The organism is Streptomyces sp. NPDC058663, assembly GCF_042716745.1.
Classification (GTDB): domain Bacteria; phylum Actinomycetota; class Actinomycetes; order Streptomycetales; family Streptomycetaceae; genus Streptomyces.
This window is the reverse complement of the sequence record NZ_JBHXRV010000029.1, coordinates 58,417-77,769: the sequence shown is the minus strand read 5'-3', so window position 1 is coordinate 77,769 and position 19,353 is coordinate 58,417. Positions and strand designations below refer to the sequence as shown.

Here is a 19,353-nt window from a genome sequence, read left to right as displayed (position 1 = left end):
CTCCTGAAGCCCGGCCTTCGACCCCCGATGTGTTGTGCGGGGGCAACACAAACCCCCCCCGCGGGGACCGGTGGGGGGCCCCCCCCGCCCCCCCCCGCGCACGCCCGCCCGTCACCCGCCCCACCGGTTCCGGTGAAAAACCCCGCAGCCCCTGTCCCCCTGTTCTCTCCTCTGCTTCATGCGATCTCATGACAAAAGGTCGTTTTGCCGGGGTTGTGAGCGGTATTCCGGGGCAGTGGATCAGCATTGAAGGACTCGGATCCTCACTCTCACGACAAAGGAATCGACCGTGCTGACGCCCGACGCCAAGACCCTCCGCACCCTCCTCGCCCGGTTCGCCGACGCCCGCATCGCACACACCCAGCAGGCCCGCCCCGGCACGGAGGAGGAACTCCGCGACCTCGCCTACACCCTGTGCGTGATGACGGGCACCAGGGAGGTCCGGGAGGCGCTCGCCGTGGCCGACCAGATGCTCGCCCGCACCGAGCTCCCGGCGACCCCGGCCGCGGCGGAGCCCTCCCGCCAGGACTTGCCGATGGCGGCGTGAACCCGGTGGGCCGATGGAACACCTGAGGCGCACCGGGCTGTTCACCCGGCGGTTCGGCCCGCCGCCCGGTACCGACTCTCCGACCGTGGTGATGGTGCACGGGCTCGGCCTCTCGGGGCGGTACTTCGTCCCCCTCGCCCGACGGCTGGCCGCGGGCGGCGCGACCGTGCTGGTACCGGATCTGCCGGGCAACGCACGGTCGCGGGCGGCCGCTCGCCGTACCCCGGACATCGCGCAGCTCAGCGACGCCCTGGCACGCTGGCACGAGGAGAGCCGTGCCGGACCGGCCGTACTGGTGGCCAACTCGGTCGGCTGTCAGGTCGTCGCCGCCTTCGCCGCACGCCACCCGCGGTCGGTGCGGCGCACCGTGCTGATCGGGCCGGCGCTCGAACCGCGCGTCCCGGCCTGGCGGCACCTCGGCCGACTGGTCACCGACGCGCCGCGCGAGCCGGTGCCGCTGCTCGCCCTCGCCGCCACCGACTACCTGACGACCGGCCCCGTCCGCTTCGTGCAGTCCTTCCGCCGCGCCTCGCACGACGCCGGTACTTCGTTCGAGGGGCATCTGCGCCGTCTCGAAGCGCCGACCCTGGTCGTCCGGGGCTCCGGCGACACCGTCGCCTCCGCGGCCTGGGCCCGACGGGTGGCACGGCTCGTGCGCGACGGCCGGGCGGTCGACGTGCCGGGTGTCGCGCACGCTGCCCACTACAGCGCGCCCGACGCCGTCGCCGCGCTGATCCGTCACTTCACCACGAAAGAAGGACCGTGACACCGCACGAAAGGGCTGCGGCACCGCACGACGGGAGCGGCCCCTCCGCGTCGCAGCGCCCCGCGTCCGGTCGCCCGCACCGCTCGGGATGGGCCCGCCTGCTGCCAGGCATCACCCCGGAACGCCGGGGCCTGGTCCTTGCCTGGTGGGGGTTCACCGTCACGTTCGGCGGCATGCGGCTGCTGACCTGGCTCATCCACATCGACATGGCCGGGGTGGGCGACGTGCAGGCCGGCGGAGTGCACCTCCACCACTACGTGTGGGGAATCCTGCTGCTCGCGCTGGCGGGGGCCGTCGGCCTGGTCCACCGCTCGGCGTGCACCCGGGCCTGGACAGGACTGGCGTACGGCGTGGGTCTCGCCCTGATCGTCGACGAGGCCGCCCTGCTGATCAGCCTGGAGGACGTGTACTGGGACACCGAGGGCGGCATCAGCATTGCCCTGGCGCTGGCGGTGATCGCCGTCGCGGGAAGCGTCCTGGTCTTCACGCGCGGACGGCACGGATCCCGCCGGAAGGAAAGCGCGGGACGTCGGGAGCCAGGGCGCACTTTCGAGGGGTGAGTACGACGGTTGCGCCGGCACCTCAACCACCCTGATCAGCCGTTGAGCCGGCCCACCTGTTCAGGGAGCGGCACCGGCCGGTAGTGGGCGGTGGAGGCGGGGAGCCGCACCCCTGCGGTGTGCAAGCGGGCGATGCGGGTGCGGAAGGCGGCGCCCCTCATCAGGTGGTGGGCGACGTCCACGACCCTGCGGTTGGCCGGGTCGCCGAGATAGCTTCCGGCCGCCCAGTCGTTGAAGCTGCCCATCGCCGGGCCGCACCAGATCTGGTAGTCCTTCGTCCGGTCGGGATCACCGGTGGCCGCCCAGCGCGAGGCCATCCCCAGGTACCAGCGGAAGACGAGGCCCATCCGGCGCTTCGGGTCGTTGGCCACGCGGACCAGACGCCCGGGGTCGCGCTCCTCGAAGTACTGGACGCAGTCCTGCCAGATGTCGTCCAGGTTGCGGCGGAAGACCTGTTCCTCCAGCTTGCGCCGCTCGTCGGCGGGCAACGCGTCGAGGCCGTCGTACGCCGAGTAGAGCTGGTAGAGGCGCCGGGCCCGCATCGGGAAGAGCGTGCCCTTCTTGAGGACCTGGACGTCGATGCCCGACTCGAACATGTCGGCGGCCGGGGCCATGGTGCAGTCCGCGACGCCCGCGCGGGCGAGCATCGCACGGGTGGCGGGGGAGGCACCGGACTCCAGGCACGCCTGGTTGACGGAACCGGTGACCACGTAGTCGGCGCCCATCACGAAGGCCGCGGCGACCGCCTCCGGTGTGCCGAGACCCCCGGCCGCACCGACCCTGACCGGCTCCGCATAGCGCTGCTCGCGCTGCACCGTGTCGCGCAGGCGCAGGATGAGCGGGAGCAGCGCGGTCAGCGAACGGCGGTCGGTGTGACCGCCGGAGTCGGCCTCCACTGTGACGTCGTCGGCGAGCGGCACCAGGGGAGCCAGTTCCGCCTGTTCGGCGGTGATCAGGCCCTGCTCGCGCAGGGCGGTGACCATCGGGGCCGGGGCGGGGCGCAGGAACCGTTCGGCGATCTCGGCACGCGAGATCTTGGCGATGATGCGGTTCCCGGCGACGACGCGCCCGTCCGGGGCGCGGCGCAGACCCGCGAGCCGGTAGCGCACCACGTGCGGCGTGAGGACCATGTAGGCCGAGGCTTCGACACAGCGCACGCCGTACCGCACGAAGAGCTCCACGGCGTTCCGCTCCAGGCTCTCCTCACTGGGGCTGTGCAACAGGTTGACGGCGAAGGGCAGTCCTGGGATCTCGGCGGCGAAGCGCACCAGGGCCTTCTCGATCACGGCGGGTGGCAGGCCCCCCGCCCCGTACGAGCTCAGAGTGCCGTCCCTGGCGAGGGTGATGACCATGTCCGCACAGGACAGACCGCCTGCCATGGCCCCGGCCATGTAGGACTGGCGTACCCCGTGGGCGGCGCGGAAGGCGGCCGAACCGAGCTGTTGCGGGGGCAGCGGATCCAGCGCGGCCAACAGGGGCAGGCCGGTGCCGCTGTCGCCCGGGGCGAGGGTGCCGTGGGTCGCGGCGCCGAGGCCCTGCGGTACGGCGAGCAGGAAGCAGGGGGATTCCAGGTCGGAGAGGGCGTCGTGGACGGCGGCCGGGCCGGTGCGGGGGTACGGCCGGCCGTGCCAGCGGGAGGGAGTCGCGGGGGAGGTCGTGGTGGAGGACATCGGGGGCTGCTCCTTGGGCTGGGTTGCGACCGCTGCGCCCGGGCGCCTCGCGGCCGGCACCGGTGCGTACCGGGGGCCGGCGTGCCCGTCGGCGGGTGTGTCCTCGGGGGGTGTGTCCTCAGGACGGGCGGGCGCTGCCGTGAATGGGGCTCGTGGGGCTAATGGAGCTCATGGGACTCGTGGGTTGCGTGGCGCCCGTGGTGGCGGAGGGCTCAGCGGACGGCGTAGCCGCCGTCGACGAGCAGGGTCTGCCCGGTGATGTAGGAGGCGGCGTCCGAGGCGAGGAAGACGACCGTGCCCGAGATCTCCTCGGGGCGCCCGGCCCGGCGCATGGGGTAGACCTGCAGGGCGCGTTCGAGCTGTTGGGGCCGCATGAGGGTGTCGAGCATGTCGCTCTGCACGAAGGCGGGGCAGACGGCGTTGACGCGAATGCCCTTGCCGGCGTACTCGGCGGCGGCCACCTTCGTGAGACCGATGATCCCGTACTTGGTGGCCGTGTAGGGCGCGAGGCCGGGGTAGGCCCCGCCTTCGGGGACGCCGAGGATCGAGGAGCAGGTGATGATGCACCCGGACTTCTGCTTCAGCATGGCCTGGGCCTGGTGTTTGACGCAGCGCCAGGTCCCGGTGAGGTTGGTGTCGATGATCTCCTGCCACTGCTTCTCGGCGGTGCGGTGCAGAGCCGCCACACCCTTGCCGATGGTGCCCGCGGCATTGAAGGCGATGTCGATGCGGCCGTGGCGGTCCACCACGCCGGCCACGCAGTCGCGTACGGAGTCGTCGTCGGTGACGTCGACGTGGACGCTGTCGGCCCGGTGGCCCGCGTCGCGCAGCGCGGCTGCTGCGGCCTCGCCCGCCTGCCGGCGGCGCCCGGCGAGGGTGACGGCCGCGCCGGCCGCGGCGAAGGCCTCGGCGGTGGCGCGGCCGATGCCGCTGGTCGCGCCGATGACGAGCGCGGTCTTTCCGGCCAGGGGGCCTGCGGAGGCGTGCGTCATGAAGGTCTCCTTGTACGAAGAAGAGGTCCGGGGGTTGCGCGAAGAAGGGGTCCGGGAGTCGTGCGAGGAAGCGGTCCGGGCGTCACTTGGTGAACGCGGCGGAGGGCTCGTCGGTCAGGAGGAGTTCGCACGGGAACTCCACCCGCAGCAGAACCTCCTTGAGGCGGTGTTCGATCCGTGCCCTGAGCCGGTCGGTGGCTTCGGTCGCCAGCACGTGCAGGCGGTACTTCTGGCCACTGGAACCGCTGCGGGTCGGCGGCGTGCGCACGATCTCGGTGCGGACGTGCAGCACGCCGGGCAGTGAGCCGACGAGGTCGCGCACCCAGCGCAGGGACACCTTGTCGCCGTTGATCAGGACGAAGTCGGCCAGGCGGCCGCGGAAGGACAGATAGCCGCTCTCGTCGAGGTGGAAGACGTCGCTGGTGGCGATGGTGCCGGGGGCCACGAGCCCCCGGCGCCCGGCCGGTTCGGAGCCGACGCGGCGCACCATGGCGGTGGGGGTCGTGACGACGAGTTCACCCTCGTCGCGAGCGGGGTCGAGGCGCTCGATCCGGGTGGTCACGCCGGGCAGGGGGAGCCCGACGGAGGTGTGGCGTTCCGGCGGCTCGCGATGGGCGGCCAGGGTGCTCACGCGGGGGCCCGCCTCGGTGAGCCCGTACGTCAGGTAGACCTCGCCGTCGCGGTGGCGGCGCAGCAGCTCCCTGACGTGCACGGCCTCCAGGGCGTCGCCGCCGACGGTGAGGGTGCGCAACGAGCGGGGCAGGGTGAACTGGTCGCCCAGGAAGGTGCGGACCAGGGAGGGGGAGAGGGAGGAGACGGTGATGCCGTGGTGCTGGAGGCTGTGGTGGTACGCACTGGAGCCGAAGGGCGGGCCGCCGAGGACGAGGCGGGCGCCGAGGGCGAGCGCGGCCAGGGCCTGGGCCACCAGGGCGAAGGAGTAGTTGAGGGGCAGATTGACCAGGAGGCTGTCGGAGGACCGCAGCCCGATGGCGTTGCCGTGCAGTCGTGCGTTGGCTAACAGCGAGGAGACGTGGTGCAGGCAGCCGCTGGCCAGCCCGGACGTCCCCGACGTCATCACGATGGCCTGACCGGGGTTGTGCAGCTGGGGACGCGGGGCGTTCCAGCGCGTGAGGGCGACGGGTGTGCGGGTGCGGGTGCCGGCGGCGGTCGCGGGGGTGACCAGGGCTCCGGCGCCGAGCGCGTCGGCGACCAGCCGTATGCGCTGCCGGGGGCAGGCGCGCGGCAGCAGTACCGGCACGAGGTCCTGGTGGAGGGCTGCCAGGAACAGGGTGAGCTGGGTGAGCGAGTCGGCGACGGCTATCACGACGACCGCGCCGGGCGGCAGATCCGCCTGCGACAGGGCGTGACGCGCGTCGTCGAAGCCGAGGGGCCGCTGCGGGCCGGCGGCGGCGGGCACCACGCGGTGGGTCAGGAAGTGCGAGGTGTACTCGGCGGAGGGCAGGTCGGTAACTCTGTTCCGGACGACCATGGTTCGGGTTCTGCCTTTCGCGGCATCGCTGGGTTCACGGGGCAGGGGCGTTCCGCGCCGGGACCGACCGGCTCGCAGGTGACGTGGTGCCGGTCGGGCGACGGGGAGGTGTGGCGTACGAGCAGGACCCGCTCGCACAACCGGGCGGCGAGCCAGGCGCGGGCGATGGTGCGGGCGGCGCCCCACGTCGCGTCGTCGTCACAGGTGAGGGTGAGAGTGGGGCCGCGGAAACCGAGCACCAGGGCGGGCAGGGCGGCCAGGGTGGCGGGACCGGCGGCGGCGAAGTGGCGCGGGCGCACCCGGCCGCCCGCGGCCTGGGCGGCGACGGCGTCCATGGTGCGGGCGGTAGTGGGGGTGCTGCACACCAGCACCCCCACCGCACGCGGCGGGACGGGCGGACCGGCGAGGGGCGCGGCGAGGGTGTGGCGCAGGGCCTGGACGACGGACCAGGCAGCCGGATCGGCGTACACGGTCGGGGTGTTGGGCTGCTCCAGGGGCACCGAGGTGCCGTCGGCGGCCAGGACGAGCACGGGCGGGTTCGCCTCAGGCACGGCGGGCTCCTTCCTGCTCGGGCGCGGTGGGTGTTCCTTGCTGTTCGGGCACCGCACCTCAGGCACGGCGGGCTCCTTCCTGCTCGGGCGCGGTGGGTGTTCCTTGCTGTTCGGGCACCGCACCTCAGGCACGGCCGGCTCCTCCCTGTTCGGGCACGGAGGGGTTCCTTGCTGTTCGGGCACCGCGGGACCCCTCCTGCGGGCCTTCCAGGACGAGGCAGGTGTTGAAACCGCCGAAGCCCAGAGTGAGGCTGAGGCCGAGCGGAGCCGCGGACGACAGGGGGGTGGCCCGGCCGCGCCCGGTGGGCAACCGCAGACCGGGGTCGGGATCCCGCAGGCCGGCGACGGGCGGTGCCATCCGGTCGCGCAGCGCGAGCAGGACCGCGATCGCCTGCAGGGCGCCGGTCGCGCCCAGGGTGTGACCCACCGAGCTCTTGAGGGCGAAGACGACCGGGGGCCGGCGCTGGGGGCCGAAGACGTCGTTGAGCGCCCGGATTTCGGTGAGGTCGTTGAGGGCGGTCGCGGTGGCGTGCGCACCGACGACGCCGATCCGCTCGGGCTGCGCGCCGGCCAGCCGCAGGGCGTCCCGCACAGTGCGGGCCACGCCGCAGCCGCTGGTGTCGGGGGACGTCAGGCCTGCGCCGTCGTTGGAGAACGCGGCACCGCGCAGTCTGCCGTGGACGCGTACGCCGCGCCGCCGCGCGCTCTCCTGGCTCTCCAGCACGACGAAACCCGCGCCCTCGCCCAGCAGCATGCCGTCGCGAGTCCGGTCGAAGGGCCGCATCCGGGTGCTGCTCATGGTCGCCAGTGCCGTGTGCCCGTAACGCTTGGCCGGGGTGAGGAGGTCAACCGCCCCGCACACCACGGGCCGATCGGGCCGTTCGGCCAGGAGCATGGCGGCGACCGCGAGGGCGTCGGATCCGGTGGAGCATGCGCTGGAGACCGGGACGACCGGGCCGTCGACGCCCACGCCGCGGGCGACGGCGTGCAGCCAGTGCGCCGCGTCGGGCGGGGGCGCGGGGCCGGGGTCGAGACGGGCGCCGAAGCTGGTGCCGGCGACCAGCGCGAGGCCCGCGGGGGACAGGGCCGCGTCCTTCAGGGCACGGGTGAGGGTGTCGCAGGCCATGTGGTGCAGGCGGGCCGCGTGGTCGTCGCCGTTCGCCCTGTCGGCACAGGCCGGGGCGGCCAGCGGGTTGCGTACCGGATGGGAGGAGGGGACGGGGATGAAGCCGTCGTGGCCGTCCAGGAGGGTCTGCCAGGTGGCTTCCACGTCGTCGCCCAGGGCAGTGGTCCAGGCCAGCCCGGTGACCGCCGCGTCACCGGGCCGCTCCTCGTCGGGGCGTCTCACCACAACTGCCGTCCGAGATCGGCGATGTTCTTGCGGATCAGCGAGGTACGGGCCTGGGTGACGACCTTGCCGTCGACGCGGCCGACGCCGGTGAACCGGAGGAAGTTGTCCCGCAGGCTCTCGCAGGTCACCGTCAGGACGAGTTGGTCACCGGGGACCACGATCCGCTTGGAGCGGATCTCCATGGTGCCCATCAGCGTGATCTCGTCGTCCCTGAGCGGCTTGGTGCTCACCTGGTAGAGGATCACCCCGGCCTCGGCGATGGCCAGCATGGCCGACGAGCTCGGAAAGATCGCCCGTTCCGGGAAGTGGCCCTGGAACACCGGCATCGAGCCGGAGATGCTGACCAGCGCGGTCAGGTGTTCGCCCGGTGTGTAGTCGGTGACGCGGTCGAGGTAGTTCATCGGATAGCGGTGGCGCACCCACTGCTGGATCTCGGTGAACCCCATCGTGCGTTCCACCGGTTCGTCCTGGCGGGGGACCGTGGGCCGGAGCTGTTCGCTCGGCGAGGTCATCGCTTCCCCTGGGGGGCCGTGGCGGGCGCCGAGTCCTGCAGGCGCGCGACCAGTTCGGTCAGGGTGTCGATGCTGGCGAAGGTCTCGGGGCTGAAGTCGTCCTCCCCGATGTGGATCTTGAATTCCTCCTCGACGCGTACCCGGAGTTCCTCGAAACCGAGGGAGTCGACGCCCAGTTCGTCGCGGATGCTGGTGTCGCCGGCGATCTCCGCCGCGGACTGGTCGACGTTGAGGTCGTTGACGAGGATGGTCCTGAGGGTGTCGGTGACGGTCATGACGAGCTGCTCCTTCTGTACGGGCCTGTGAGGGTCGGGACGGGGGAGCCTGTGGTGCGGCCGGCCACGGCGTGAGGGCGGAGCCCTCCGTCGGGCGGAACGGATCCTGAGGAATCCGGGCCCTGTGGAGTGCTGCCGACTCAGGGGAAGTCCCGAAGTGCGCACTCGCACTGCGGGCGAATTTCGGAAACGGATGGCTGAAAGTCGGTGCGACGTGAATGGGTGCACGGGACTTTTGCCGGAACTTCCTCCTGCAAAGCCGGGCGGAAATCACCGTCCGCACACCACTGAATCTACATTTCTTCCTTCTGTAAAGGGGGCGGTGTTTCATTGCGGCGCGCGGCCGGCAGTTCCGGTGAGCCGGGCCTTCCGGCGCCCCGTACGGTGCGCCGGGGGCGTGCGACGAGTACTAACCGCGCTCGAATGCACCCGCGCTCCGCTGTGTTGCGGCAAGCCGTGTGCGACAAACGAAGGGCCGTTGACGGAGGGACCGCAGGCACCGTGACGGCCGACGCCGGCGCCCCACTCGCTCCGGCGTTCCTGGTCCTCGTGTTCCGGCCCCGCCCCTTTTGCCGGCCTGCCGGCCTGCCGCGGCGACAGAGATGAATTTCCGGCGCCGCCGCGTCGTTCCCAGGGGAAAACCAGGGAAATCGGCGCCCATTCCCTACTGGAGGTGGATGAAGTGCTGTCCGAGAATCAGCAGATTTCCAAGAGCGAGAGGCGTTGGGGAATTGTCGGGGTCGGCTCCTATCTGCCGGAGCGGCGTCGCACCAATGAAGACATCGCGGCGGGTGCCGGCGTGCACGCGCAGTGGATCGTGGAACGCACCGGCGTGCGCCAGAGGTTCGTCGCCGCTCCTGACGAGGCGGCTTCCGACCTGGCTGCCGTGGCGCTGAAGTCGGCTGCCGCGGCCGCCGGGATCGACGTCGAACGCCTCCGGCTGATCGTCGTGGCCACCTCCACCCCCGACGAGCTCGGCCCGTCCACCGCCTGCCGCGTCCAGGCCCTGACCGGCGCCTCCCACGCCGTGGCCCTGGACGTGACCGCCGCCTGCTCGGGCTGGCTGTTCGCCGCCAAGGTCGCCCGCGACTGGCTGGCCCAGGACGACCTCGCCGGCTACGCGGCGGTCGTGGCGGTGGAGGCGTACTCGAAGTTCCTCGACCCCACCGACCGGGCGACGGCGACGCTGTTCGGTGACGGCGCGGCCGCTGCCATCCTGGGCCCCGTACCCGAGCACGGTTTCGCCGACTTCGTGCTGGGGTCGGACGGCCACTTCGCCGACCACGCCCTCATCCCCGCCGGGGGAAGCCGCAGGCCCGCCAGCACCGCCACGCTCAACGACCGCGGGCACAAGATCACCATGAACGGGCGGGGTGTCCGCGACTTCATCGTCGACATCTTCCCCCGCATCGTCACCGACGCCCTGGCGCGCAACCACCTCGCCCTGACGGACCTCGCCGCCGTCATCACCCACCAGCCCAACCCCCTGCTGCTCCAGCAGGTCGCCCGCGACTTCGGGGTCACCGACGGCCAACTGGTCGTCGTCGGCGACCGGGTGGGCAACATCGGAGCCGCCAGCATCCCCTACGGCCTGGCCACCGCCGCCGCCGACAAACGCCTCGCACACGGCGACCGGATCCTGCTGGTCACCTTCGGCGGCGGCGTCACCTGGGGCACCTCGCTGCTGCGCTGGAACGGCGCCCCCAGCATCCGCAGCGGGCCGATCCCCACCCGCCTCGCTCCGGCCTGACCCGGCCGCGGGCACACCCCCACACCCCTGCCCCTCCACCGCGGCCCGTTGAGCGACGAGGCCGTCGAGAAAGGCGCGCGCATGGACGCAACCCAGGCGCGCGGGCAACCGCTACGGCGCCCCACGAGAAAGGCGCGCGCATGGACGCAACCCCGGCAGCGGCCGTCACCGGTATCGGCATGGTCACCCCCGCGGGACTCGACACCCACGACACCTGGGCCGCGCTGTGCGCCGGCACCCCGACGGCCACCGCCGATCCCCGGCTGACCGGCCTGCCCGTCACGCTCGCCTGTCCCGTCACCGGATTCGACCCGCGCACCCACCGTCCCCGCCGCACCCCCCAACGCCTCGACCCGTTCGCCCTGTTCGCCCTCGCCGCCGCGCGGGAGGCCGTCGCCGACGCGGGCCTGACCCCGGGCGAGTGGTCCGCGCCCCGGGTCGCCGTCGTCCTCGGCAGCTCCTGCGGCGGCGTCACCTCCTACGAACAGCACCACCGTCGCCACCTCGCCCGCCCCGCACGCCCCTCACCCATGCTGCTGCCCCTGTCGATGCACAACATGGCCGCCGCGCAGATCGCCATCGAACTCGATGCCCAGGGCCCCTGCCTGCACACCTCCACCGCCTGCGCCTCCGGCGCCACCGCGATCGGCACCGCACTGCACATGCTGCGCGCCGGGCTGTGCGACATCGCCCTCGCCGGCGGCGCCGAAGCGATGATCACCCCGTTGACCCTCGGCAGTCTGGACGCGGCCGGCGCACTGTCGCGCGCCACCGCACCGCACCGTGCCGCCCGCCCCTTCGACGTCGACCGCGACGGCTTCGTCATGGGCGAGGGCGCCGCCGTCCTCGTACTGGAACGGGAGGTGGACGCGCGCCGCCGCGGCCGGCGTCCGTACGCGCTGGTTGCCGGTTACGGGGCCTCCTGCGACGCGCACGACCCGGTCGCGCCCCACCCCCGGGGGCGGGGCGCGACCCAGGCGATCCGTGCCGCCCTGGCCGACGCGGGCCTGTCCCCCGAGGACATCGACCACGTCAACGCCCACGGCACCGCCACCGTCCACGGCGACCGCGTCGAAGCCACCGTCCTGAGCCGCCTGATGCGCCCGCGGACGCCCGTGACCTCCCTCAAGGGCACCATCGGGCACCTGGTCGGAGCGGCCGGCGCCGTCGAAGCGGCCTGCACCGCCCTGACCGTGCACCACCAGCTGATCCCGCCCACCGCCGCACTGAGCACCCCCGATCCGGCCCTCACCCTGCCCCTCGTGCACGGCCGGGCCCGCCGCCACCGCATCCGCGCGGCGCTGAGCAACTCCTTCGGCTTCGGCGGGCAGAACGCCGTCCTGGCCTTTTGCCCCGCCCACCTTGAGGAAGGAAACCCATGACCCGGGTACGCCTCGACGTCAGCGACCACATCGCCACCGTCCAACTGGACCGGCCACCGCACAACGTCTTCGACAGCCGGGCCCAGGAAGAGCTCTACGACACCGCCCACCACCTCGCGCGGCGCGCCGACGTACGGGCCGTCGTGATCCGCGGGCACCGCAGTTTCTCCAGCGGCGCCGACATCGAAGAACTGCGCGGCATGGACCACACCCGCATGCTGCTGCACGTGCGCGCCCAACAGGAGGCGTTCACCGCCGTCGCGGAGATCCCCCAGCCCGTCCTGGCGGCGCTGAGCGGCTACGCCCTGGGCGCCGGATGCGAACTGGCCCTGTGCGCCGACGCCCGCATCGCCTCACGCACCGCGCTCCTGGGACTGCCCGAGATCCATCTCGGCATCATCCCCGGTGGCGGCGGAACCCAGCGCCTGGCCCGCCTCATCGGCCCGGCCCGCGCCAAGGGCATGATCTGCACCGGGCGCACCCTGCGGGCCGACGAAGCGCTCCGCGTCGGCCTGGTCGACGAGGTCGTCCCCACCGGCGACCTCGACTCCCGCGCCCTGGTCTGGGCCCGGGAGATGGCGGCCGGGCCACAACTCGCCCTGCGTGCCGCCAAGGAGGTAATCGACCGCGGCGTGGAAACCGACCTCTCCACCGGTCTGGCCCTGGAACGCGCCGCCTTCAGCAACCTGTTCGCCACCGAAGACCGCGCCACCGGCCTGGCCAGCCACCTCGAGAACGGCCCCCGGCAGGCCCGCTTCCACCCTGTGCGCCCCACCGCACCCCGGCCCTCCTGAACAGCTCAGGTCCCGAGCGGCAGTCGCACCGGCGGCCCGCTCGAGGCGTAAGCGGGCCGGGGCGCGCCGCGCCGGGGCGGGATCAGGTGCCCGACGTGGGATCAGGTGCCCGACGCGGGATCAGGTGCCCAGTGCCTCCGCCAAAGCCGTGGCGTAATCCGCCGCGCCCAGTGGCGCCGGGGCCGGGCCACCGGGAAAGGCCAAACCGTCTTCGAGCAGGGCGAGGTGAGGAAGCAGCCGGTCGCACAGCCGGTCCATCGCCTCGGGGAGCGAGCGGACCACTTCCGGCGTGAGCACGCCGGAGGTCAGCAGAGTGCCGGACGAGCGGCGCGCCTGGGCGACCCCGTACAGCGCGAGCAGAGGGCGGAGCGCCGACCGCAGTTCGGGCGAGCGCACCGAGCGTAGTGTTTGTGTCGCGTGGGCGGCCGCCAGGCGGTTCCCGGCCAGGTCGGCCAGGTCCAGGACGCGGCTCAGCAGCGGGTTCCACAGCTCCAGACCGTCCGCTCCGGCCGCGGCCCGTGCCCGCAGGGACTCGCGAAGCTCCTCCGCCAGGACCCGCTGCGCACGTTGGGCGATGAGCGGCCACCACGCGGGGGAGTCGACGGAGTCCCCCGGGTCCGCCGGGCCCCCCGGGCCGCCCATGTCCTCCGGGTCACCCCAGTCCGCCTGGCCACCCGTGTCCTCCCGGTCACCCGGGCCGGCCTGCGGGCCGTGTCGGCCGTCGGGCCCCTCCGTCTCCTTGCTGTCCTCCACGAGGGAACGCCCGGTGTCCAGCAGGATGAGCTGGTTGTCCCCGCCCGCGCTGGCGAAGGCATGGGCGAAACCCTGGTAGGCGGACAGCCGGTTGACGTCCAGGAACCCCGCAAGACCGGAGCGGCGCTGGCACTCCGCTGCCACGCGCTCGGCGCCCCGCGCGGCAACCACCTTGTAGAGCGGCAGGAAGCGGTCCACGGCCGCCCACGGCGAGAAGGCCAGCGCGTCCGTACTGCTGGGCACCGGTGCCCCCGGGCCCGGGGACAGGGTGCGCTGCCACGTTTCGAGGGCCGCGTTGCCGGCACAGGTGAGTACGAACGCCTCGGCCAGCGCCCCCAGCAGCGCATGCTGTTGCGGGCGGTAGGCCAGGACGGAGGATCCCGGCGCCATCCTTCCGTTGCTGCGCCGATGCGTACTGAACCGCAGGGCCTGGACGGCACACTCGCGCGCCATGGCCGCCAGCGCCGCCGGGAGGGTTCCCCACAAACCCTGTCCCACGGCCATGGTCCGCCCCAGCCGCGCGTCCCGGGAGGCGAGCGGATCGTGGAACGCACCGCGGTCGTCGATTAACGCCGTGTCCCGCAGCCACTGCTCATAGGGGACACGTACCTGGTGGAAGCGGACCAGGGCGTACCCCAGAGGAAGGGCGCCGGCCTCCAGCGGGCCGGAGAACTCCACCCCCTCGGCGGGCCCCTGTTCGTCGGAGAGGTCCACGGCGAACGAGAACACCCCCCGATCGGTGCCGTCCACCACCACCCGCGCACACACCGCGCCGGTCTGCCGCACCCCGGACCGGCTGATGCTGGTGAACTTCGCCGCACCGGCGTCGGGGGTCGTCAGGACGAACTCGCGCCGCACCGGGTCGAAGCGAGCCGTGGTGCGAGGCGCGAGGTGACTGCCGGCCGAACCGATCTCCGTCACGAGGAACATTCCCTTGGCGTGACCGTTCTCCAACGCCTTTCGCTGCGCCACCGGCTTGCCGGTGTCACCGGCCAGAGTGACGATCGACCCGAGACACAGGACGTAGTGGTTCAGGACAGCCATGTACAGCGAGGGGTCGGCGACCGCCGCCCAGACCTGCACGGCCGCGAGCCGGGCGGGATCGCGCAGGAGTTCCTCGGCGGGCGGGAGAGCGCGGGTCAGGCGGCGCAGACGCTCCGGGACCGGCAACGCCGTCCCGTCGGCGCCGGGCGTCCCGTCGCGAACAGGGAGCCCGTCGGGGGCGAGTGCCGCCCAGAACTGCTCGGCCTGTTCCGGTGGGCAGACGCCGAGGGCGATCCGGCTCAGTTCAACGCGGGGCTCAGGGGCGGACATCGCAGGACACCTCCGCGGAAGGCGGCTCGACGGGAGCCGGAACCAGGCGGGTGAGGGAACCCGGCCGCAGCCAGGGGAAGTCGGCCTCCGCCATTGTCGCGCGGGCGTCCGCCAGGTGGGGCGGCAGCACTCGCCGTGCACTGTGGGTGAGGGAACTGCCGGTGCCGGCTTCCAGAAGCAGTACGGGCGACGGCGTGGCCGCCTGACGCAGTGCGTCCGGAAGCAGGGCGGGACGGACCAGGCCCTGGGCGAGCGCCCAGTGGATGTCGTCCTGACTGCTGTAGGCACGCCCCAGCACCGAGGAGTAGACGGGGACGCGGGGGGCGCGGGCCGGCACGTGGCGGACTGCTTCGGCGAACGCCTCCGCCACCGGCGCCAAGGAGGGGTGGTGGCACAGGAACGGCAGCCGTAGCCGCACCGCCGGAAGGCCGCGTCGCCCGGCCAGTTCCTCCACCGGCTCCAGCTCCCGCAGCGGCCCGCTCAGCACCACCTGCGAGGGGTCGTTGACGCACGCCAGCACGACGTGGGAAGCCCCCGCCGCAGCAATGAGATGCCGTGCCGCGTCCGCCCCGGCCTCCAGCAGGGTGAGACCTCCCTGCCGGCCGTGCAGAACGAGCCCGGCCTGGCAGGCGATCCGCGCGCCGCCTGCCAGGGTGAACGTTCCCGCCGCGGTGCAGGCGGCGATGTCGCCGAAGCTCATACCGAGTACGCGGTCGGGTACGAGCCCGACGGCGCACAGCGCCCGGTGGACCGCCATGGAGGAAACGAACAGAGCGAGTTGGCTCGTCCCCACCGCGGCCCGAGCCAGATCGCGTCCGCTGGGCGGCGTACTGCCGAGAAGTGCGGGACCCAGCGGACCGATGCCGAATTCCGCACCGACCGGGTCCACTTCCTCGCACACCTCGGAGAGGGCCTCGCCCACCGCGGCGTGTGCGCGGGCCGCCCGCACCAGGGCGCTGACCGCGAAGTCGCCCTGGCCGGGGAACGCGTGCAGGACGGTCCGGTCCGCCGGTACGGGGGTGCGAGGAGAGCGGGGCGACGTGGTCATACCGCCTCCCGGAGACGACACATGTGAAGAGCTCCGGACCGCGACAGACTGAATGCGGGCATGGCCTCACCTCTGGACGAAGAGCGGAACTTCCCGTGAAGGGTCGGGCGTTGGCCCGCAGTGCCGCGGCAGCGATCACCGCGGCCATCACCATTGAAGGCAGGCGGAGCGTGCGGTGAGTACCCGTGCAGGGCGGGGAGGTGGAGCATTCCGGTGAGACAGGGCGCCGCACGGGGTGCGACGGCAGGGGCACCGGGCGACGAGCGACCTTCCGTGCGCCGTGAGCGCTGCCCGAAGGGCGTGCACTGTGAGCGGGCAGGGGTGGTGAATGGCAGGCGGGGCCCTGCCGGCGGCTTCTCAGTACTCCTGTGCAGTGGCAGCGCCCGGCTCACTGGGGCGCGTCCCGCCCCGCACACCGACACCGTGCGCCGGAGGTTGTGCTCCGCACGCCGCGAGCCGTGCGCTTGCCGGTGGACTCGTCGGTGGGTCAGGCTGCCGGAAGGCCGCTCTCCCGGGTCTTCTGCGGCCCGGGGCGCCCGTCGCACGAGGCATGCGGTTTCTGAGGGGCCGCATCCGCCTCCGTTTCCTTCATGGGCTTCCCGGATCAGCGGCCCCGCACAAGGCGCCGCAGGCCGATCCTCCGCAGCCCGCACCGCCGGGTCAGGACGCAGGCCCCGCCCCCCTCGCATCGCCCCCCGCCCCGCACCTCTCCCATGTCGTAGGAGGAGCACCATGACCACAGCCACCCGCACCCTCGAAGGCAAGACCGCTCTCGTCACCGGTGCCTCTCGCGGTATCGGCCGGGCCATCGCACTCGGTTACGCCCGGGCCGGCGCCCACCTCGCGCTCCTGGCCCGCAGTGGTGACGCCCTCAGGGAGGTGGCTGGCGAGGCCCAGGCCCACGGGGTCAAGACGACCGTGCTCACCTGCGACATCACCGATCCCGAAGCAGTCGAGCGGTCCTTCGGCCAGGCTGTCGAGATGTTCGGTGACATTGACGTCCTGGTGAACAACGCCGGGCACTTCGGAAGCGCCGGCCCCTTCCTGGAACTCACCGAGCAGGACTGGCAGACCATCATGAAGGTCAACTTCGACGGCATGGCCCAGTGCCTCAGGCTCTTCGGCAAGCACGCGGTGGCGCGCGGCAGCGGCAGCGTGGTCAACATCTCGTCCGTCGCAGGAGGCAACGGCTGCCCGATGGTTTCCCACTACGCCGTCACCAAGGCGGCCATCAACTCCCTCAGCCGCTCCCTGGCCACGGAGTGGGCGTCCTGCGGCGTACGGGTCAACGTGCTGGCCCCGGGCTGGGTCACCACCGCACTCACCTCCGAGTTCGCCGACAACGAAGAGGTCTCGGCCGGCCTCATGAGGGCCGTCCCCAACGGGCGCTGGGGCGAACCCGAAGACGTGGTCGGTGCGGCGGTGTTCCTTGCCAGCGACGCCGCCGCCATGGTGACCGGAGCCTCCCTGACCATCGACGGAGGCCTCACCGCGTACCACGGCGGCCCCACGATGCTCGACCTCCTGGCGCTGGGCCGCATCGACGCCCCGTGACTTCTGTCGTTGACCGGACACCCTCACGGGACGCCCTCAGGTCGACCGGACACCCTCAGAGGGAAGGGGGCATCCCTGTGATCCTCGTCGGAGTTCCGTCCGGAGTGAAGGAACGAGGGAAGGTGAAGGCGTGCGGCACGGAGCCGCGGTCGCGGAGGTGCTCCAACCTGGAAACCCCGTCCTGCCAGGTGGGTATCACGCCCTCGGAGACCCACCAGCACACGTATTTCGGGTGCTCCGCTCGCTCGAACCAGTCGCCACGCCTGTTCAGCGACTCACCGTGCAGACCGGTGTAGACGGCGTCGAAGGTGGAGTCCGGGTCGGTCCAGAGCGAGAGTGTCGCGGCCAGGGCGGTGGTTTCCGCCGTACGGCCCTTGTCGTACCAGGCCGGTACGGCGAACTCTCCCCACGCGCCCCAGTCCGCCTCGAAGAGCATGCCCCGGTCACCGCCCACCGCTTCGGCGCGGGCGAGGTACCCGGGGTGCTGACCGATCCGCCGGTAGACGGCCTCACCTCTGTCGTAGAACTCGCGCGTGCGCGGTGTGGGGTCGGAGAGGGGTGACTTCAGGACGCCGAATGTGTACAGCGCGAGGCGGGGCATGCGTCTCCTGGGGAGGTGCTGGATGTGGACCCGATCCGGTGGTGTGCGCAGGGGAAGCGAGAGGGCGTGAGGTGTGACCACCCCATCCCGTCGCGGGTGGCTCAGCCTGAACGAACCCCTGTGCGGCCGTGGGTGTTTGCCGAGGTCCACGTGAAAGTAGCTGCCTCGGCGGGCCCTGTCGAAGTTGCGTCATCGACGTCCAAGTGGCCTCGTGAGCCCGGCCCTTGCGGGGCCGGGGGAGGGCACGGGCGAGGTCGACCGCGTCGCACGGCCGACGGCGCACCCCGGTCGGGCGCGTGAGCGCGCCCGTTCACCGGCCCCGCCCGCCCCGGCCTGCCCCGGCTCAGCCGAACCGGAGGATGCGGGGCGCGAAGGTGGACTCGGGACCGCCTGCGCGGCCGACCGACCACACCGTCGCCGTTCCCGGTACCGGGGCCAGCATCAGTGCGGAGGAGGCCCCCTCCCCGGCCACGGCCGGTTCGTCGTACGGGGTGAACGACTGGCCGTTCCAGGAAAGGAAGGCGGGCCCGGGGGCCAGCGGCGGGTAGCTGCCCGGCGGCCCCCACTTCAGCGAGCGGGCCACCGCGACCCAGCCGAGCGCACCGGAAGCCGAAGGGGTCAGCGAGGTGATGCCGCCGAAGTCCGTGGGCACGGTCACCTGGCTCCACGTCTGCCCGTCCCAGCGGACCAGCAGCGGCGGGATCGGCTTGCCCACCGGGCCGCCGATGAAGCCGGCCGAGCCGCCCGCCCACACCTCCGTCGGCGAGACCGCCAGCACACTGGCGACCCCCGCCCGCGGGTACCCGCTCACGACCGTCTGCTGCCAGGCGGTGCCGTCCCAGTGCGAGACGGTCGCACCCTCTCCGGAGGAGCCGGCGGCCCACACGTCGTCGGCCGCCAGGAGGTGCAGGCCGCGCACGGAACCCGGCGGCACCGGCAGATCCCGCCAGCCGCGCCCGTCCCAGCGCAGCAGCGCCTGCGCACCCTCCCGCGAGCCGATCAGCCAGGTCTCGCCGCCGCCCGCGACGACCTTGTCCAGCACGACACCGCGCGGCGCCCGGCTCTCCGACCAGCCGGCGGCGGTGAGGCGGAGCAGCCGGGCGGTGCCCGCCGTGTCGCGGCCGACCGCCCAGGCCGCGGTCGACGAGGCCGCGGCCACCGACAGCAGCTCTCCCTGCCAGTCGCTCCCCGGCAGGCTCTGGCGCTGCCACGCGGTGCCGTTCCAGCGCAGCATCAGCGGATAACCGGGTGCCGTGCGGCCCACGGCGTCGGTGCCCACGGCCCAGGCCCGGTCGGGCCCGCTCGCCGCGGCCCCGTTCAGCCCGGCCTGCGGGCGCACCTGCGCCGGGACCGGTACGTGGTGCCAGGTCGGCGTGTCCGCCGCGGCCGCGGGTACCAGGGTCATGGCAGCCGCGAGGGCCGCGACGAGAAGTCTGCGTGCCAT

18 protein-coding genes are annotated in these 19,353 nt (G+C 72.8%); 7 read left to right on the top strand and 11 right to left on the bottom strand.

Translation table 11 applies throughout. The annotated features are described in order from the left end of the window. Positions 1-289: 289 nt before the first annotated feature. Genes ACFWVV_RS21850 through ACFWVV_RS21840 form a run of 3 tightly spaced genes read left to right on the top strand, consistent with a single transcriptional unit; the run spans position 290 to position 1,873 of the window. Positions 290-547, top strand: a complete 258-nt coding sequence (locus tag ACFWVV_RS21850; RefSeq protein WP_384354099.1) for a DUF5133 domain-containing protein — start codon at positions 290-292, stop codon at positions 545-547. A gap of 13 nt (positions 548-560) precedes the next feature. Further along, the gene (locus ACFWVV_RS21845; RefSeq protein ID WP_384354097.1) at positions 561-1,313 is read left to right on the top strand and encodes an alpha/beta fold hydrolase; all 753 of its coding nucleotides are present in this window, start codon (positions 561-563) and stop codon (positions 1,311-1,313) included. Beyond that, positions 1,310-1,873 (top strand): hypothetical protein, encoded by a 564-nt coding sequence (locus ACFWVV_RS21840; RefSeq protein ID WP_384354095.1) that lies wholly within the window; start codon positions 1,310-1,312, stop codon positions 1,871-1,873. The genes ACFWVV_RS21845 and ACFWVV_RS21840 overlap by 4 nt, the downstream gene beginning before the upstream one ends. A 35-nt stretch (positions 1,874-1,908) precedes the next feature. Here the strand turns inward: ACFWVV_RS21840 and ACFWVV_RS21835 are convergent, their stop codons facing one another. From ACFWVV_RS21835 to ACFWVV_RS21805, 7 genes are all read right to left on the bottom strand, one after another. Then, positions 1,909-3,543 (bottom strand): PfaD family polyunsaturated fatty acid/polyketide biosynthesis protein, encoded by a 1,635-nt coding sequence (locus tag ACFWVV_RS21835; RefSeq protein WP_384354093.1) that lies wholly within the window; start codon positions 3,541-3,543, stop codon positions 1,909-1,911. A gap of 212 nt (positions 3,544-3,755) precedes the next feature. Beyond that, positions 3,756-4,535: an SDR family NAD(P)-dependent oxidoreductase gene (locus tag ACFWVV_RS21830; protein WP_384354091.1), complete on the bottom strand. Its 780-nt coding sequence runs from the start codon at positions 4,533-4,535 to the stop codon at positions 3,756-3,758. Between the two features lie 82 nt (positions 4,536-4,617). Next, the gene (locus ACFWVV_RS21825; protein WP_384354089.1) at positions 4,618-6,024 is read right to left on the bottom strand and encodes an AMP-binding protein; all 1,407 of its coding nucleotides are present in this window, start codon (positions 6,022-6,024) and stop codon (positions 4,618-4,620) included. Then, the gene (locus ACFWVV_RS21820; protein ID WP_384354087.1) at positions 5,964-6,575 is read right to left on the bottom strand and encodes a hypothetical protein; all 612 of its coding nucleotides are present in this window, start codon (positions 6,573-6,575) and stop codon (positions 5,964-5,966) included. The genes ACFWVV_RS21825 and ACFWVV_RS21820 overlap by 61 nt, the downstream gene beginning before the upstream one ends. Positions 6,576-6,699: 124 nt before the next feature. Continuing rightward, complete coding sequence (locus ACFWVV_RS21815) at positions 6,700-7,923, bottom strand: beta-ketoacyl synthase N-terminal-like domain-containing protein (protein ID WP_384354085.1); 1,224 nt, start codon at positions 7,921-7,923, stop codon at positions 6,700-6,702. Further along, positions 7,920-8,438 (bottom strand): beta-hydroxyacyl-ACP dehydratase, encoded by a 519-nt coding sequence (locus ACFWVV_RS21810; RefSeq protein WP_384354083.1) that lies wholly within the window; start codon positions 8,436-8,438, stop codon positions 7,920-7,922. Before ACFWVV_RS21810 ends, ACFWVV_RS21815 begins: the two co-directional genes overlap by 4 nt. After that, on the bottom strand, positions 8,435-8,713 hold the full coding sequence (locus ACFWVV_RS21805) for a phosphopantetheine-binding protein (protein WP_384354081.1): 279 nt from the start codon (positions 8,711-8,713) through the stop codon (positions 8,435-8,437). The genes ACFWVV_RS21810 and ACFWVV_RS21805 overlap by 4 nt, the downstream gene beginning before the upstream one ends. Before the next feature lie 682 nt (positions 8,714-9,395). On the opposite strand from ACFWVV_RS21805, the gene ACFWVV_RS21800 reads away from it, so the two are divergent. From ACFWVV_RS21800 to ACFWVV_RS21790, 3 genes are all read left to right on the top strand, one after another. Beyond that, positions 9,396-10,463, top strand: a complete 1,068-nt coding sequence (locus tag ACFWVV_RS21800) for a 3-oxoacyl-ACP synthase III family protein (RefSeq protein ID WP_384354079.1) — start codon at positions 9,396-9,398, stop codon at positions 10,461-10,463. 140 nt (positions 10,464-10,603) lie between these two features. Beyond that, positions 10,604-11,845, top strand: a complete 1,242-nt coding sequence (locus ACFWVV_RS21795; RefSeq protein ID WP_384354077.1) for a beta-ketoacyl-[acyl-carrier-protein] synthase family protein — start codon at positions 10,604-10,606, stop codon at positions 11,843-11,845. After that, complete coding sequence (locus tag ACFWVV_RS21790; protein ID WP_384354075.1) at positions 11,842-12,639, top strand: enoyl-CoA hydratase/isomerase family protein; 798 nt, start codon at positions 11,842-11,844, stop codon at positions 12,637-12,639. The genes ACFWVV_RS21795 and ACFWVV_RS21790 overlap by 4 nt, the downstream gene beginning before the upstream one ends. 120 nt (positions 12,640-12,759) lie before the next feature. Here the strand turns inward: ACFWVV_RS21790 and ACFWVV_RS21785 are convergent, their stop codons facing one another. Next, on the bottom strand, positions 12,760-14,706 hold the full coding sequence (locus ACFWVV_RS21785; RefSeq protein ID WP_384354073.1) for an acyl-CoA dehydrogenase: 1,947 nt from the start codon (positions 14,704-14,706) through the stop codon (positions 12,760-12,762). Beyond that, complete coding sequence (locus ACFWVV_RS21780) at positions 14,693-15,754, bottom strand: acyltransferase domain-containing protein (protein ID WP_384354071.1); 1,062 nt, start codon at positions 15,752-15,754, stop codon at positions 14,693-14,695. Before ACFWVV_RS21780 ends, ACFWVV_RS21785 begins: the two co-directional genes overlap by 14 nt. 732 nt (positions 15,755-16,486) lie before the next feature. On the opposite strand from ACFWVV_RS21780, the gene ACFWVV_RS21775 reads away from it, so the two are divergent. After that, positions 16,487-17,308 (top strand): SDR family NAD(P)-dependent oxidoreductase, encoded by an 822-nt coding sequence (locus ACFWVV_RS21775; protein ID WP_384354069.1) that lies wholly within the window; start codon positions 16,487-16,489, stop codon positions 17,306-17,308. A 55-nt stretch (positions 17,309-17,363) separates the two neighbouring features. On the opposite strand, the gene ACFWVV_RS21770 is transcribed toward ACFWVV_RS21775, so the two are convergent. Both ACFWVV_RS21770 and ACFWVV_RS21765 read right to left on the bottom strand, forming a co-directional pair. Next, on the bottom strand, positions 17,364-17,909 hold the full coding sequence (locus ACFWVV_RS21770; protein WP_384354067.1) for a DUF3291 domain-containing protein: 546 nt from the start codon (positions 17,907-17,909) through the stop codon (positions 17,364-17,366). Between the two features lie 343 nt (positions 17,910-18,252). Continuing rightward, complete coding sequence (locus ACFWVV_RS21765) at positions 18,253-19,353, bottom strand: hypothetical protein (RefSeq protein WP_384354065.1); 1,101 nt, start codon at positions 19,351-19,353, stop codon at positions 18,253-18,255.